16 protein-coding genes and 1 riboswitch are annotated in these 15,437 nt (G+C 72.4%); of the genes, 7 read left to right on the top strand and 9 right to left on the bottom strand.

Features of this window, described 5'->3' with window-relative positions:
• Position 1 precedes the first annotated feature (1 nt).
• From D1369_RS30105 to D1369_RS30095, 3 genes are all read right to left on the bottom strand, one after another.
• Complete coding sequence (locus tag D1369_RS30105) at positions 2-397, bottom strand: DUF3040 domain-containing protein (RefSeq protein ID WP_007381431.1); 396 nt, start codon at positions 395-397, stop codon at positions 2-4.
• A gap of 276 nt (positions 398-673) precedes the next feature.
• Positions 674-1,444, bottom strand: a complete 771-nt coding sequence (locus D1369_RS30100; protein WP_118082707.1) for a methyltransferase — start codon at positions 1,442-1,444, stop codon at positions 674-676.
• Positions 1,445-1,599: 155 nt separating this feature from the next.
• Entirely contained in the window at positions 1,600-2,169 is a 570-nt protein-coding gene (locus D1369_RS30095; protein WP_037899673.1) for an SAV_6107 family HEPN domain-containing protein, read from the bottom strand.
• A 180-nt stretch (positions 2,170-2,349) separates the two neighbouring features.
• Here D1369_RS30095 and D1369_RS30090 point away from each other — a divergent pair, with 180 nt between their 5' ends.
• The 5 genes from D1369_RS30090 to D1369_RS30070 all read left to right on the top strand — a co-directional run bounded on the left by D1369_RS30090 (position 2,350) and on the right by D1369_RS30070 (position 8,593).
• Positions 2,350-3,093, top strand: a complete 744-nt coding sequence (locus tag D1369_RS30090; RefSeq protein WP_118082706.1) for an ATP-binding cassette domain-containing protein — start codon at positions 2,350-2,352, stop codon at positions 3,091-3,093.
• Positions 3,065-5,149: a YhgE/Pip domain-containing protein gene (locus D1369_RS30085; RefSeq protein WP_007381433.1), complete on the top strand. Its 2,085-nt coding sequence runs from the start codon at positions 3,065-3,067 to the stop codon at positions 5,147-5,149. Before D1369_RS30090 ends, D1369_RS30085 begins: the two co-directional genes overlap by 29 nt.
• 47 nt (positions 5,150-5,196) lie before the next feature.
• Positions 5,197-5,829: a TetR/AcrR family transcriptional regulator gene (locus D1369_RS30080; protein ID WP_037899676.1), complete on the top strand. Its 633-nt coding sequence runs from the start codon at positions 5,197-5,199 to the stop codon at positions 5,827-5,829.
• A gap of 398 nt (positions 5,830-6,227) precedes the next feature.
• Complete coding sequence (locus D1369_RS30075; protein ID WP_118083156.1) at positions 6,228-6,842, top strand: DUF4126 domain-containing protein; 615 nt, start codon at positions 6,228-6,230, stop codon at positions 6,840-6,842.
• A 248-nt stretch (positions 6,843-7,090) separates the two neighbouring features.
• Positions 7,091-8,593, top strand: coding sequence for an NAD(P)/FAD-dependent oxidoreductase (locus D1369_RS30070; RefSeq protein WP_007381435.1), 1,503 nt, complete (start codon positions 7,091-7,093; stop codon positions 8,591-8,593).
• A gap of 16 nt (positions 8,594-8,609) precedes the next feature.
• On the opposite strand, the gene D1369_RS30065 is transcribed toward D1369_RS30070, so the two are convergent.
• The 6 genes from D1369_RS30065 to D1369_RS30040 all read right to left on the bottom strand — a co-directional run bounded on the left by D1369_RS30065 (position 8,610) and on the right by D1369_RS30040 (position 13,913).
• Complete coding sequence (locus D1369_RS30065) at positions 8,610-9,584, bottom strand: hypothetical protein (RefSeq protein WP_007381436.1); 975 nt, start codon at positions 9,582-9,584, stop codon at positions 8,610-8,612.
• A 56-nt stretch (positions 9,585-9,640) separates the two neighbouring features.
• Positions 9,641-10,564 carry a methylenetetrahydrofolate reductase [NAD(P)H] gene (gene metF / locus D1369_RS30060; RefSeq protein ID WP_007381437.1) on the bottom strand — a complete coding sequence of 308 codons (924 nt, stop codon included), beginning with the start codon at positions 10,562-10,564 and terminating at the stop codon, positions 9,641-9,643.
• A 123-nt stretch (positions 10,565-10,687) separates the two neighbouring features.
• Complete coding sequence (thiE, locus tag D1369_RS30055) at positions 10,688-11,338, bottom strand: thiamine phosphate synthase (RefSeq protein ID WP_007381438.1); 651 nt, start codon at positions 11,336-11,338, stop codon at positions 10,688-10,690.
• A gap of 94 nt (positions 11,339-11,432) precedes the next feature.
• Positions 11,433-11,804, bottom strand: coding sequence for an Rv2175c family DNA-binding protein (locus D1369_RS30050; protein WP_007381439.1), 372 nt, complete (start codon positions 11,802-11,804; stop codon positions 11,433-11,435).
• 511 nt (positions 11,805-12,315) lie between these two features.
• Positions 12,316-13,530, bottom strand: a complete 1,215-nt coding sequence (locus D1369_RS30045; RefSeq protein ID WP_205574494.1) for an FAD-dependent oxidoreductase — start codon at positions 13,528-13,530, stop codon at positions 12,316-12,318.
• Between the two features lie 32 nt (positions 13,531-13,562).
• Positions 13,563-13,913, bottom strand: a complete 351-nt coding sequence (locus D1369_RS30040) for a hypothetical protein (protein ID WP_007381440.1) — start codon at positions 13,911-13,913, stop codon at positions 13,563-13,565.
• Between the two features lie 52 nt (positions 13,914-13,965).
• Positions 13,966-14,078, top strand: a riboswitch (TPP riboswitch).
• Here D1369_RS30040 and thiO point away from each other — a divergent pair.
• Positions 14,076-15,239 (top strand): glycine oxidase ThiO, encoded by a 1,164-nt coding sequence (thiO, locus tag D1369_RS30035; protein WP_007381441.1) that lies wholly within the window; start codon positions 14,076-14,078, stop codon positions 15,237-15,239. (Overlaps the previous riboswitch by 3 nt.)
• On the top strand, positions 15,236-15,436 hold the full coding sequence (thiS, locus tag D1369_RS30030; RefSeq protein WP_007381442.1) for a sulfur carrier protein ThiS: 201 nt from the start codon (positions 15,236-15,238) through the stop codon (positions 15,434-15,436). Before thiO ends, thiS begins: the two co-directional genes overlap by 4 nt.
• The last annotated feature ends 1 nt before the right edge of the window (position 15,437 follow it).

The raw sequence follows: 15,437 nt of genomic DNA, 5'->3' as shown, positions 1-15,437 counted from the left end.
GCTACTGGCCGCCCTGCTCATCGCGGCGCTTCTGCCAGCGCTGCTCGATCCGGTCCATCACCGAGCGCTTCTGGCGTCCCTGACGACGGCCGTGCGGAACGCCCGCAGCGGGTTGCTCGCCCGGCTTGGGGGCCTTGCGCCAGCCGGTCACGGCGAGCACCGCGCACCCCAGCATGACGAGGAAGCCCACCACGCTGAGCCACACCTGCTTGGCGACCATTCCGGCCATGAGGAGCGCGATACCCACGAGGAAGCCGGCGACCGCCTGGTAGACCCGCCGCCGGGTGTACGTACGCAGCCCGCTTCCCTCGAGCGCCGACGCGAACTTGGGATCTTCGGCGTACAGCGCTCGCTCCATCTGCTCGAGCATGCGCTGCTCGTGCTCCGAGAGCGGCACGGCGTCCTCCTCATCGTGCAGTCGCCGGGGCGACTCGGGGGGTCCCTTCAGGATAGGCAGGGAATCGCCCCCGTGAAACCCGCCCCTCTGCGCCAATTGGCCAACCGGATTCCGCCATGAACGCTCCGGCTGCTGAATCTTGTCATTCCCCAGCGGCCGTCCCGTCATGCCGGGCGGTCTCCCTCGATCATACGGCGCTGAGCGGGCGATCGGGGGGCCTGTGGCGTACTCCATGCGCCGGCAAGTACCTGATCAGCACTCCGGCACAGGGGCAGCTCAGGCCTCGGTGGCCTCTCGCGTCTCACCGAGCACATGGAGCTGCGTGGCCACGGAGTGGAATGCGGCCAGCTCGGCCGCCGCCTCCTCCAGCTTCAGCAGAGCTTCCAGGGCTCCGGGCTCGGTGTCCACGAGCACCCCGGGCACGAGGTCGGCGAAGACCCGCACGCCGTGCACGGCGCCCACGGCCAGGCCCGCGCCCTCGACGAGTGCGGTGAGCTGGTCGGCGGTGAACCGGCGCGGCACGGGGTCGCCGTCGCCCCAGCGGCCGTTCGGGTCGTCGAGCGCCTGCCGGGCCTCCTTGAAGTGGCCGGCCAGGGCCCGCGCGAGCACGGCGCCGCCGAGACCGGCCGCGAGCAGGCTCAGGACGCCCTCGGGGCGCAGAGCGGCCACCACGTTGCGCACGCCCTCGGCCGGGTCGTCCACGTACTCCAGGACGCCGTGGCACAGCACCACGTCGTAGCCGCCGCGCTCGGCCACGTCGAAGAGGCCGTGGGCGTCTCCCTGGACACCGCGCACCCGGTCGGCGACATCGGCCTCGGCGGCGCGGCGCTCCAGGGCGAACAGTGCGTTGGGGCTGGGGTCCACGACGGTGACCTGGTGGCCGAGGCGGGCCACCGGCACCGCGAAGTTGCCGCTGCCGCCTCCGGTGTCGAGGACGTCCAGCGCCTGGCGTCCCGTGGCCTTGACCCGGCGGTCGAGGGCGTCCTGGAGGACCTCCCAGACCACGGCGGTACGGAGGGCGGCGCGGGGTCGCAGCGGGTCCGACACGACAGTTGACTCCTCGGCGCGGATGGGAAGGCTTCAGGCGCCTTCCACCCTATTGCCTCCGGTACCCCGCCTGGTCACTCCGGTGCCGTGCCCGGCTGCTCGTCTCGTACGGCGGACCCCGACGGACCCTGGTGGCCCGTAGCGCGGCACGCCGGTCACCCGGCGTCCGGATAGTCACGGTCGGTGCCGTGGCCGCTGTCCTGTGGCCCCTCCGCGTCCTGGCGTGGCTGCGGCAGGACCGGCTGGAGCACCAGCATCCGCTCGACGAGGCGCAGGAACATCGCCACGTCGCGTATGAGGTCGTCCGCGTCCCGGCGGCTGGCCGCGCCCTGGATGCCCGCCTCGGCCCGGGCGCGGCGCCGGGCTCCGGAGGCGAACAGCGCGCTCCACTCGGTGAGCTCGGGCGCTATCTCGGGGAGCACTTCCCAGGCGCTCCGGATCTTGGCGCGGCGTCGGGACGTCGGCTCCGGACGCCCCCGGGCGGCGAGCACGGCGGCCGCGGTGCGCAGGGCGGCCAGGTGGGCCGTGGCATAGCGCTCGTTCGGCGTCTCCAGTGCCGAGGCCTCGTCGAGCCCGGCGCGGGCCTGGGCGAGCAGGTCGAGGGCGGCGGGCGGGGCCGTCGCCCGGCGCAGCACGGGGTGCACGTCGCTCGCCGGGCCGGTCAGTGAGGGGGCAGGGCCGGTGGCGCGGCGCCGACGGGCGGCGGCTGCGTGGTAGCTGGCCATGACGAACCTCCTGTCGTCTGGTTGACGGCAGCTCGCGCTACGGAGTGCCGTATGTGCCCATCGTGAGGTATGCCACTGACAATCCGTTCTGACCTGCGCTTTTGCTTCGATCGAAGGTTCGGGTTAGTTTTTGCACTGACCAGTCAGTTCAAAAAGTTCGCGATTCAAGAAGATCAGGGGGTGGCCGTGGACGGAATCGCTGTCACGGCCGAGGGTTTCGGTCTGAAGGGACCCCGCGGCTGGGCGTTCCGCGGGATCGACCTCGCCGCGGAGCCCGGCGCGTTGATCGCCGTGGAGGGGCCCTCGGGGTCCGGTCGTACGAGCCTGCTGCTCGCGCTCACCGGGCGGATGAGGGCCACCGAGGGGACGGCGACCGTGGGCGGGGCCCGGCTGCCGAAGCAGCTCGCGGCGGTGCGCCGGTTCAGCGCGCCGGCGAACGTCGCCGGTGTCACCGACCTCGAACCGGCCCTGACCGTCGGGGAGCATCTGCGCGAGCGGACGCTGCTGCAGCGCCGGTTCGGCGACTCGTTGCGCGCCCTGCTGCGGCCGCGCGAGGAGCGTGCGGCCGAGGCGAGGCTGCGGATCGACACCGCGCTGTCGGCCGCCGGGCTCGATCCCGAGGCACTGCCCAAGGGCACGCGGACCGCCGTACGGGATCTGGAACGCCTGGAAGCCCTGCGGCTGTCGATCGCCCTGGCGCTGATCGGCCGTCCGCGGCTGCTCGCCGTCGACGACCTGGACCTGAAGCTGTCCGACGCCGAACGCGTCGAGGCCTGGGCGCAGCTCAGGTCCCTCGCCGCGGCCGGGACCACGGTCGTGGCGGTGTGCAGCGAGGCCCCGGAGGACGCCGTGACGGTGTCCACGCGGCCGGAGTCCCGGAAGGAGGAGGAGACCGATGCGCTCGCCGAGACTGGCCGCGCTTGAACTGCGGCGCTTCGGCAGGGGGAAGCTGCCGCGCGCCGCCCTGGTGGCCCTGCTGGTGCTGCCGCTGCTGTACGGCGCCCTGTACCTGTGGTCCTTCTGGGACCCGTACGGCCGCCTGGACCGCATCCCCGTCGCCCTCGTGAACGACGACAAGGGCGCCACCGCCGACGGGAAGAAGCTGACCGCGGGCGACGACCTCACCAAGGGGCTGCGCGAGAGCGACACCTTCGAGTGGCACGAGGTCGACGCCGCCAAGGCACGCGAGGGCGTCGAGAAGGGCACCTATTACCTGTCGCTCACCATGCCGTCCGACTTCAGCCGGCGGATCGCCTCCAGCGCGGGCGACTCCCCCGAGACCGGCACCCTCCAGGTCCGTACGAACGACTCCAACAACTACATCGTCGGGCAGATCTCCCGGACGGTCTTCGCCGAGGTGCGCCAGGCCGCGTCCACCAAGGCGTCGCGGTCCTTCCTGGACCGGATCTTCATCTCCTTCTCGGACATCCACGGCGCCACCGTGAAGGCCGCGAACGGGGCCGACGACCTCGAAGGCGGCATCGGCAAGGCGGAGAAGGGCTCCGAGGACCTCGCAGCGGGCCTTGAGCAGGCCAAGGCAGGCAGCGGCAGGCTCTCCGACGGGCTGGCGAAGCTCGACACGGGCTCCGGTGACCTCGCGGACGGCGCACGGCAGGTCGCCGACGGCACCCAGAGCCTCGCCGACAAGGTCAACGGCGTCGCGGACAAGGCGGGCCCCTTCCTCAAGGACAACGGGAAGACCATCGGCGACACCGCCCGGCTCGTCGCCGACTCGGCCGGGGCCGTCCGCCACAACCTCGGCACCCTGGTGCGGACCGCCCCGGCGGCCGCCGCGGGGGCGCACCGGGCCGCCGACACCCTGGACGCCGTCTACAAGGCGCGCTGCACGGACCCGGTCCTGCCGGACGCCGCCTGCGCCGACCTGAAGAAGGCCCGGCAGGCCGCCGCCGACGTGGCGAAGGTCGCCGACGACGTCAACGCGCTCGTCGCCGACCAGAACGGCGACCTGAAGAAGCTCGACGGCCAGCTCGCCACTCTCCAGCAGCAGGCCCGGGCCCTCGCCGACCGGGCGCCCCACCTCTCCGAGGACCTCGACGACGCCGTAGCGAAGATCAACAAGCTGAACCAGGGCGCCGGCAAGGTCGCCGCCGGCGCCAGGACGCTCCACTCCGGCCTCGGCACCGCGAGGACCGGCGCACAGGACCTGGACACGGGCCTCGGCAGGCTCAAGACCGGGGCCGACACCCTGAGCGGCGGCATGTACAAGCTCGCCGACGGCTCCGGGAAGCTCTCCGACGGGCTGCACGACGGCGCCTCGCAGATCCCCGACTACGACAAGAAGGACCGCGACCGGCGCACCGACGTGATGGCCGACCCGGTCCAGCTGGTCTCCAAGGACCTGCACAACGCGCCGAACTACGGCACCGGATTCGCCCCGTACTTCATCCCGCTGTCCCTGTGGGTGGGCGCGATGGTGGCGTACATGCTCATCACCCCGATGAACCGGCGTGCCCTCGCCGCCGGTGCCGCTGCCTGGCGGATCGCGCTGGCGGGATGGCTGCCCGTGGTGGCGATCGGGGTGCTGCAGGTCGTGGCCCTGATGTCGGTGCTGCACTGGGCGATCGGCCTCCAGATGGTGCGGGCGGCCGGGACCGTGGGCTTCCTGTTCCTGGTGACCGCCTGCTTCGCGGCGATCGTCCAATGGCTCAACGCACGCTTCGGCGCGGCGGGCCGGATCCTCGTCCTGGCTCTGTTGATGCTCCAGCTGACGTCCGCGGGCGGCACCTACCCCGTCCAGACCAGCCCGGGCTTCTTCAACGCGATCCACCCCTTCCTGCCGATGAGCTACGTCGTCGAGGCCCTCAGAAGGCTCATCACGGGCGGCGGTCTCGCCCCCGTGTGGCACGCGTGCGTGGTGCTCCTCGCCTTCACCGCGGGCGCCCTCGCGCTGACCGCCGTCTCGGCCCGTCGCCGGCAGGTGTGGACGCTGGACCGGCTGCACCCGGAGCTGACCCTGTGAGTTCTTCCGCGACCTCAGGGGCGCCCTCACCTGTGAGAATCAGGAGCATGGAAAGCAGCAGCGCCACGGCGGGCGTCAGCACGCGCCGCGAGGCCACCCGGCAGAAGCTCTACGAGGCGGCCGTCACGCTCATAGCCGAGCAGGGCTTCTCCGCCACCACGGTCGACGAGATCGCCGAGCGCGCCGGGGTCGCGAAGGGCACGGTCTACTACAACTTCGCGAGCAAGTCCGTCCTCTTCGAGGAGCTGCTGCGGCACGGTGTGGGCCTGCTCACCGCCTCGTTGCGGGAGGCGGCGGAAGCGACGGCACGCGCGGGGGGCGGCAAGGTGGACGCCCTGGACGCGATGATCCGCGCGGGCCTCGTCTTCATCGACCGCTATCCGGCCTTCACCCAGCTGTACGTGGCCGAGCTGTGGCGCACCAACCGGACCTGGCAGTCCACGCTCATGGTGGTCCGTCAGCAGGCCGTGGCGGTCGTGGAGGACGTGCTGCGCGAGGGGGTGGAGAACGGCGAGTTCAGCGACGAGATCGACGTCCCGCTGACCGCCTCCGCCCTGGTCGGCATGGTCCTGGTGGCCGCCCTGGACTGGCAGTCCTTCCAGCCCGAGCGCTCCCTGGACGACGTGCACGCGGCGCTGTCGCGGCTGTTGCAGGGGCGGGTGAGCGGGCGCAGGGGATGACACCGGGCTGACATGCGAAAGCGCCGGTCCGCTGTGGCCGCGTCCCCCGCGGGCCACCTCGAACCGGCGCCTTCCCTGCTCCCCCGATCCCCCGTTTCCCCCCGATCCCCCGTCCCCCCGTTGGGCCCCCGTTCGGTCGTTCCCCCGCTTTCCGGGTTCCCCCGTGCCTCGCTCCCGCCGACCTCGGCCGACGGAAGGAGCGGGTCCGGGGCGGCTCCGTTCCGGCGCCCCGTGTCGCCGGTGCCGGAGCCGTTCCCCTTCGCCGTGCCCCCACTCTCTCGTCCACGCAGGTCGGGGCCCATCCGCGCGCGTACTCAACTCACCCACTAGGTACGCGTACTCAGGCCTGCGCGCTCACCCCCACGACGGCCATTCGCCGAATGGTTACGATCGCGTCCGTGTCCGTACTCCCCTTGGTGTTCACCAGCGGCTGGGCCAGCGGTGTCAACGCGTACGCGGTGGTGCTGCTGCTCGGCGTGTTCGGCGCGACGGGGCTGAGCGACGACGTCCCCGAGACCCTGCAGCGCCCCGAGGTCCTCGTGGCGGCGGGCCTGCTGTTCCTGTGCGAGGCGGTGGCCGACAAGATCCCGTACGTCGACTCGGCGTGGGACGCGGTCCACACGGTGGTCCGTCCCGTCGCCGGCGCCTGGGTCGGTGCGCTGCTCGCCGGTCAGAGCGGGTCGCTCTCCGACGTGGCCGCGGGCCTGATCGGCGGTTCGACGGCGCTGGCCAGTCACACGGTCAAGGCGGGCACCCGCATGGCGGTGAACGCCTCCCCCGAGCCCTTCAGCAACATCGTCCTGAGTCTGGCGGAGGATCTCGGCGTCGCCGGCATCGTCACCTTCGCGATGTTCCACCCGGAGGCGGCGGCGATCATCGCGGGCCTCCTGCTGACGGCCGGACTGGTGATGCTGTTCTTCCTGATCTCCCGGATCCGCAGATTCCGGCGCCGCCGGGCCCAGCGGCGCGAGGAGAAACAGCTGGCGGCACGCATGGAGCGACCACCGGGCTGACCGCGCGGCGGTCGGAGGGGCGGTGCCGCGCACGGAGGTTGTCGCGGGAGCCGGAGCCTGAGCCGGCACCTGCCGTGCGGCGCGACCTGCGGCGCGCGGAACCGGCGGAACCGGCGGTCCGGCCCGGCTCCCGCCTGTTCCGTCCGCTCAGCCCCTTCCGTCCGGAGGCCCGCCGCCACGTCACCGGCTCAGCCTCCCGGTGACGGCCCGCGGCCGGAGTGTCAGTGGCGGCCGATAAAGTCGCAGGCATGGCACGGATTGCGGTGATCGGCGCCGGGATGGGCGCGATGGCGGCCGCTGCCCGGCTGGCCGTCGCGGGCCACCGGGTGGCGGTGTACGAGCGTACGGAGACCTACGGCGGGGCGGTGCGCCGCTTCGAGCGGGACGGGTTCGCCTTCGACACCGGACCGGGACTGCTCACGCTCCCCGCGGTCTACCGCGACCTGTTCGTCAAGACCGGCAAGGAACCGCTGGAGTCCCTGGTCGAACTGGTCCAGGTCGACCCGTCGTCACGGCACGTGTTCACGGACGGCACCGAGGTGTCCCTGCCGAACGCATCACGCGCGGGAGTGGTCGCCGCACTGGACGAAGCGCTCGGCGCGGGCGCGGGCGCCCGCTGGGGCGACTTCCTCATCCGGGCCCGCGATGCCTGGGACCGCACGCGCAGGCCGCTCCTGGAGGAGCCCCTTTGGCCCAACTGGCAGGTGCTGATGCGCGAGCCCTACCCGGCGGTGCCGCACAAGCGGCTGCTGCGCACCCGGCGGGCCTGCACGCTGCAGGAGATCGGCGGCTGGGAGCTGCGGGACCCCCGCCTCGCGGCCCTGCTGTACGGCCACGCGCTCGCGTACGGCGTCGACCCCGGTACCGCGCCGGCGAGCGCGGCCGTCCTGCCGTACATGGAGCATGCCTTCGGCACCTGGTATGCCCGGGGCGGCATACGGGAGTTGGCGCGGGCGGTGTACGAGCGGTGCGTCCGGCGCAAGGTCGAGTTCCACTTCGGCGCGGAGGTGACGGGCGTCCTGGAGAAGGACGGCCGCACGGCGGGCCTGGAGCTGTCCGACGGGACCGTCGTGGAGGCGGACACCGTCGTCGGCACCGGACCCTGGCGACTGCGCGGGCTCGTACCGGGCCGTGAGCTCTACGGCGCGAAGGACGTTCCTCCCGACGCCGAGGACCTGCACTACGGCCGGGTCGTCGTGTGCCTCGCCCTGCGCGGCCCGCGGGAGCCGGACGCCGTGCACCGCACGGTGGTGTACGGCCCCGAACCGGAGAACGAGCTGGCCCTGTTCGTGGACGGGGAGGTGCCCGACCCCACGGTCCGGGTCGACCGGCCGGACGACCCCGCCCTGCGCCCCGACGCGGGCCACGAGTCCGTGGTGCTGACGGCGACCGTGCCCTGTGGACTCAGGCACGACTGGACCAGGCCGACCGTCGTGGAGAGCTTCACGGACCGGATGGTCGCCGCCGCCGAACGGGCGGTTCCGGGCTTGCGCGAGCGGATTCTCTGGCGCGAGGTGCGGACGCCGGTGCACACCGAGCGGGAGACGGGGGCCACGGGCGGCGCCGTCCCCCCGCCCTCGCTGGCCGGCGGCGAAGGCACCCTGCACCCGTCCAACAACACCGCGCTACCTGGTCTGTTCACGGCCGGAGGCTGGTCGCACCCCGGCGGCGGCCTCGCCCACGCGGGCATGTCGGGCGCGCTGGTGGCCGGACTGATCGTGGAGGGACCGGAGTTCCGCGGTTCTCAGTGAGGGGAGCCGCCCGGCGTCAGAAACGGTACTGCTCGTCGTACCCCTGGCCCTGGTTCTGCTGCCCCTGGCCGCCGTTGTCGGGGTAGTAGCCCTGCTCGGACGGGAGTTCGCCACCGTAGGACTCGTCGGTGCGCTGCTGCGGCACCCACACTCCGCCGGCCGGGGTCTCGCCGCCGTACGTCCCGCCGTACTGGTCGTAACCCTGCTGGACGAACTGCTGCTGGCCGCCGTAGGTGTCGTACGACCCCGCGCCATAGGTCTGGGTGCCGATGTACGGGTCGGAATAGGCGGCGTACTGCTGCTGCCCGGCCTGGTCGTAGCCGTACTGCTGCTGGTCGTAACCGGTGTAGCCGTCGTAGCCGTAGGTCTGGTCGGCGGCCGCCGTCGCGTACTGGTCCTGGGTCTGGCCCGCGGCCGCGTAGGACTGGTCACCGGCGTAGGAGGCGTCGTTGTACACGCCGTAGGAGCCGGTGTCGTCGGGCAGGGGCTGCGGCTCGTAGACCGCGGTGGTCTCGGCGGCCGTGGGGGCGGCGGAGCGCGCGGGCGTGAAGACGTCGTCGCGGTCGTACTCGTCGTCGTGGCCGTAACCGGCGCCGGCCGGGCGGCCCTGGTCGTATCCGGGCTCGTCGCCGTAGGCCGCCTCGCCCGATTCCAGGTCGGAGACCTCAAGGCCGGGCTCCTCGCGGCCGCGCTCCCGGCGGCTCTTCTTGCCGCCGGTCAGACCGCCCAGCGCGGCCGGCGGATTGACCGCCCAGCCCTGCTCGAAGCCGCGACGGAACGACAGGGTGACGTAGGTCTGACCGACCGCGAAGGCGATCGCGCCCAGGCCGATGACGATCACCGACGGGATCAGCACGCCGAGGACCACGCCGAGGAAGCCGACGAAAGCGAGCAACCGCCAGCGCAGACGCGCCTTGTACTGCAGCAGCACCTCGCCGAGCAGCCACAGCGCGACGAATCCGAACGCGATGTAGAGGACCGTCCAGCCCATGTACGCCCCTCTCCCAGTGACCGCTACGCAGTGTGTCGTATATCCGTGCGGCCGGTCTAGGCCTGCGGTCGATGGTGCAGACCCAGGTTTTCGTAGATTTCCAGCGTCGCCGTGGAGTTGTTGAGCGTGATGAAGTGCAGTCCGGGCACTCCCTCGGACAGCAGCCGTGCGCAGAACTCCGTGGCGAACTCGATTCCGATTGAGCGTACAGCGGCCGGATCGTCCTTTGCTGTGAGGATCCGCTCTTTCAGGACAGAGGGGATGCTCGCGTTGCTGAGCTGCGGCAGCCGCTCCAGCATCCGCACGCTGGTCACGGGCATGACCTCGGGAATGACGGGGGTCGCACAACCCGCCGCGTGGACTCGGTCACGCAGCCGCAGATAGGACTCCGGCTGGAAGAACATCTGGGTGATGGCGTAGTCCGCGCCGGCTCGGCACTTGTCGACGAAGCGCGTGACGTCAGAGTCCCAGTCGGCGGAGCGCGGGTGCATCTCCGGGAAGGCCGCGACGCCGACGCAGAAGTCGCCCGACTCCTTGATGAGCTGGACGAGTTCGGCGGCGTAGGTCAGGCCCTGCGGGTGCGCCACCCAGTCGGCCATGGGGTCGCCGGGCGGGTCGCCGCGTACGGCCAGGATGTTGCGGATCCCGGCGTCGGCGTACTGCCCGATGATGTTGCGCAGCTCCGCGACGGAGTGGTCCACCGCGGTGAGATGGGCGACCGGGGTCAGGGTCGTGTCCGCGACGATCTGCTGGGTCTCCCTGACGGTGCCCGCGCGGGTGGAGCCGCCGGCGCCGTAGGTGACGGACACGAAGTCCGGGGCGACCGCCTCGACCCTCCTGAGCGCGCTCCACAGGTTCCGCTCACCCTTGGGGGTCTTCGGCGCCGAGAACTCGAAGGAGTACGTCGTCTTGCCCGCGGCGAGCATGTCACGCACGGTGCGTGCGCGGTCAGTCCTGGTGGATGCGGTTCCTAGGGCCATACCGGCAGGTTAGCCAGGGGGCAGCGGTCACCCAACCAGATCACGGAAATTTGCCCGTTTTGTCGACTTGTTGTCCACCCTTCGGACACCGGGCCGATCATGCGACCGGTCGGCATCTGCCCCTCACCGTGTGTCACGCAAGCGCTTCGCGAACTCCGCGGCGGCCGCGCCCGGATCGTCCGCCTCGGTGATCGCCCGGACGACCACGACCCGGCGGGCGCCGGCCTCCAGGACCTCGTCGAGGTTGCCGAGGTCGATGCCGCCGATGGCGAACCAGGGGCGGTCGGTGCGGAGGGCGGCGGTGTACCGGACCAGGTCGAGACCGGGAGCGTGCCGGCCGGGCTTGGTGGGGGTCGGCCAGCAGGGGCCGGTGCAGAAGTAGTCCACGCCGTCCTGCACGGCGGCCGCGGCGGCCTCCGCCTCGGCGTGCGTGGAGCGGCCTATGAGGACGTCCTCGCCGAGGATCGCGCGGGCGGCGGGGACGGGCAGGTCGCCCTGGCCCAGGTGCAGCACGTCGGCACCGATCGCGTGGGCGACGTCGGCCCGGTCGTTGACCGCGAGCAGCTTGCCGTGCCGCGCGCAGGCGTCGGCGAAGACCTGGAGGTGCTCCAGTTCCTCGGCCGCCTCCATGCCCTTGTCCCGCAGCTGCACGATGTCGACGCCGCCGGCCAGGACCGCGTCCAGGAACGCGGCGAGGTCTCCCTGGCGCCCGCGGGCGTCCGTGCACAGGTAGACACGGGCGTCGGCGAGCTGGGTGCGGGCGGTGTCGGGCATGCGTGTGTCTCCCCCGGGTTCGGTGGCGTACGGGCCGTGCCGGATCGTGGCCGTGGCCCTGGCGGTCACGGCCCGTACACCGGTGTGGTTCGGATCAGACGGCGAGCGCCTGGGCCCGGCGCTTCACCTCCGTGCCGCGATTCTCGCTCAGGGCCTGAGCGGGGGTGCCGGGCAGGCTCTCGTCGGGGGTGAAGAGCCACTCCAGCATCTCTTCGTCGGAGAAGCCGTCGTCCCTCAGGAGCGTCAGGGTCCCGGCCAGGCCCTTGACGACCTTCTGCTCGGCCCCGTCGATGAAGGCGGCGGGGACGTGCAGCGCGCGGTTCTCACCACGGCGTACGGCGATGAGCTGGCCGTCCTTGACCAGCTGCCGCACACGCGTCACCTCGACATCGAGCATCTCTGCGATGTCGGGCAGCGTGAGCCAGGCGGGGACGAGAGCATCGATCTTTGCGTCAATCTCGGTCACGGGATTAAGCGTGCCATCCCGCACTGACAGTCGGAAGCCGGGGCGCCTCCGGCGGGGGAACAGGGGGCGCCCCGCACTGACAGTCGGAAGCCGGGGCGCCTCCGGCGGGGGAACAGGGGGCGCGAATGCCGGGGGATGACTCCGTCAGAACCAGGCGGGTCTCGACGCCCCGGCCCCACCCGACTCCGCCGCACAGATCGCAGCGACCCGCCCGAGATGCCACGCGCAGACCTGCGGCCACCCACCCAAGATGCCACCGCACAGACCACAGCGAACCACCCGACATACCGCGCACAGACCCGCGGCCACCCACCCAAGATGCCACCGCACAGACCGCAACGAGCCACCCGACATACCGCCGCACAGACCCGCAGCCAAGCACCCGAGACCCCACCGCTCAGACCCGCAGCCAAGCACCCGAGACCCCCACCACCCAGCCCCGCAGCCAAGCACCCGAAACCCCACCGTGAAGGGTCGCGGCTGTCGGCCGGGGAGGGCGCCCGGCCCTCGGCTACGCCGTCGCTGCCTTCAGGGGCCTCGCGGGGTCCACCAGCAGCGCCGGGTCCATCTCCGTGCCCGCCTCGATCAGGCGGCGGCCCTGCGCGAGGTCGCGGGGCCGGCCCACCGCCAGTAGGGCGACCAGGCGGTTCTCGCGCAGCCAGCACACCGTCCAGGCCGGGCCGGAGGGCTCGCCGCGCCACAGGGTCGTGTCGGCGGAGGCGTGGTGGCCGGCGTACTGGACGAAGCGGCCGAACTGCTCGGACCAGAAGTACGGGACCGGGTCGTAGACCGTGGGGGTCTCGCCCAGGATGTCGGCGGCCACCGTGCGCGGCCCCTGGAGGGCGTTGTCCCAGTGGTGGACCAGCAGGCGCTCGCCGTACCTGCCCGAGGGGAAGGAGGCGCAGTCGCCGACCGCGTACACGTCCGGCACGGAGGTGCGCAGGCGCTCGTCGGCGACGACCTCGCGGTGGGCGCCGAGTTCGATCCCCGAACCGGCGAGCCAGGCCGTGGCGGGCCGGGCGCCGATGCCGACCACGACCGCGCCCGCGGCCACCCGGGAGCCGTCGTCCAGGACGACCTCGCCGGGCTCGACGCGCTCCACGCGCGCGTGCGTGCGCAGCACGGCACCCGCGTCGGCGTACCAGGAGGTCATCGGCGCGGCCACCTCGGCGGGCAGTGCGCCCGCGAGCGGCCGTTCGGCGGCTTCCACGACCGTCACCGCGCAGCCCGCCTCGCGCGCGGCGGTGGCGAACTCGGCGCCGATCCAGCCCGCGCCGACGACCACGACGTCGTGCTGCCGGGCGAGCACGGGACGCAGCCGCTCGGCGTCGTCCAGGGTGCGCAGCAGATGCACCCCGGGCACGCCCTCCGTGCCGGGCAGCCGGATCGGTTCGGCGCCGGTGGCGAGGACCAGGACGTCGTACGGGAAGGGCCCGTCCTCGGTGTCCAGCTCGTGCGCCTCGGGGCGTACGCCCAACACCTCGCGGCCGAGCAGCAGTTCGATGCCGAGCGCCTCGAAGTCCACGTCGAAGGCGGAACCCTCGGCCTTGCCCAGCAGCACGGCCTTGGAGAGCGGCGGACGGTCGTACGGCTGATGGTGCTCCGCGCCGATCAGCGTGACGGTACCGCTGAAGCCCTGCTCGCGCAGGGCGACCGCGGTCTGCACCCCGGCCATGCCCGCGCCGACCACGACCACCCGCCGCTGCGCCTGCGTCTGCTCGCTCATTTGATCACCATAGCCAGCTGACAATCAGTCAGTCAGGAGTCGTGCGCGGTGACCTGCTCCACAACGCTTGTCCCGCGGCCCGGCTGCGACTCCCACTCCCAGGTCTCCTCCAGCCGCACCCGGCCGTCGGGAAGTTCCACGACCGTCGACACGCAGTGCCCGGAGGAGGTCGTTCCGTCGTGCTTGAGCTGCACGTAACGGAAGTCGAGCCGGTCCCCCGCGCGCGTGCCGACGAGATGTCCGCGGACGACGTCACCGCCCGCGTACTCGGCCCAGATCTCCCCGTCCTGCTCGTGGTAGGTGAACCGGGTCCGCGTCCCGACCTGACCTGGGGCCTGATCGGCCACCGGGGCGAGGACAAGGCCGTCGAGCGAGCGGGGCATGGCGGCGGGCTCCCTTACAGAGGCACACGAACACGGGCTAGGGTGGCCAACGTAGAGCACTCGCGGGAGCCCGGACGTACCGGGCTGAGAGGGAGGCTGGGCGGCCTCCGACCGTACGAACCTGATCCGGGTCATGCCGGCGAAGGGAGGGGCTGGACGCCCATGTCCTCACGTACGTCAGACGTCCTCGTCGTCGGGGGCGGCATCATCGGCCTGGTCACGGCCTGGCGGGCCGCGCAACGCGGTCTCACCACGGCCGTCGTGGACCCCGAACCGGGCGGCGGGGCCGCCCAGGTGGCCGCCGGGATGCTGGCCGCGGTCACCGAACTGCACTACGGCGAGCAGACCCTGCTGGGCCTGAACCTCGCCTCCGCCCACCGCTATCCCGCCTTCGTGGCCGAACTCACCGAGCTGACCGGACACGACCTCGGCTACCGCCGCTGCGGCACCCTCGCCGTCGCCCTGGACGCCGACGACCGCGCGCACCTTCGCGAACTGCACGCGCTCCAGCGGCAGTCGGGGCTGGAGTCGGAGTGGCTGTCCGGCCGGGAGTGCCGGCGCCTGGAGCCGATGCTCGCGCCGGGGGTGCGGGGCGGGCTGCGGGTGGACGGTGACCACCAGATCGACCCGCGCCGCCTCACGCGCGCGTTGCTGACCGCGTGCGAACGGGCGGGCGTGGTGTTCCACCGCATGTGGGCGCAGCGTCTGCGGGTCGCAGGGGACCGGGCCGCCGGGGTCGCCACCACGGACGGCCAGGAACTGGGCGCGGACCAGGTGGTGCTCGCCGCCGGAAGCTTCGGCGGCCGCCTGGAAGGGGTCCCGCAGGCCCTCCTGCCTCCCGTACGGCCCGTCAAGGGGCAGGTGCTGCGGCTGACCGTGCCGCCGCGCCACGCGCCCTTCCTGAGCCGTACCGTGCGGGCGATCGTGCGCGGCAGTCACGTCTACCTGGTGCCGCGCGAGAGCGGCGAGCTGGTGATCGGCGCGACCAGCGAGGAGCTGGGCTGGGACACGACGGTGACCGCGGGCGGGGTGTACGAGTTGTTGCGGGACGCGCACGAACTGGTCCCCGGCATCACCGAGCTGCCGCTGACGGAGACCCGCGCGGGACTGCGCCCGGGCTCCCCGGACAACGCCCCGCTGCTCGGCCCGACGGAACTGCCCGGGCTGGTGCTCGCGACCGGCCACTACCGCAATGGCGTGCTGCTCACGCCGATCACCGGGGACGCCATGGCGCACGTCCTGACGACGGGTGAACTCCCCGATGTGGCGCGCCCGTTCACCCCGAGGCGATTCGCCGCCACGGGACTCCTGGAGCAGCCGGCATGAACATCTCCGTCAACGGGGAGCCGCGGGAGTTCGCTCCCGGCACGGCTCTCGACACCGTGGTGCGGGCGCTGACGCCGGCGCCCTCCGGGGTGGCCGCCGCGCTCAACGAGACCGTCGTCCCGCGCGCTCAGTGGCCCTCGACGTCCCTCGCCGAGGGAGACCGCGTGGAAGTCCTCACCGCCGTCCAAGGAGGCTGAC

This window comes from Streptomyces sp. CC0208, from assembly GCF_003443735.1.
Lineage (GTDB): Bacteria > Actinomycetota > Actinomycetes > Streptomycetales > Streptomycetaceae > Streptomyces > Streptomyces sviceus.
Note: the sequence above shows the minus strand (reverse complement) of the source record. Positions and strands in the feature narration are given on the sequence as shown.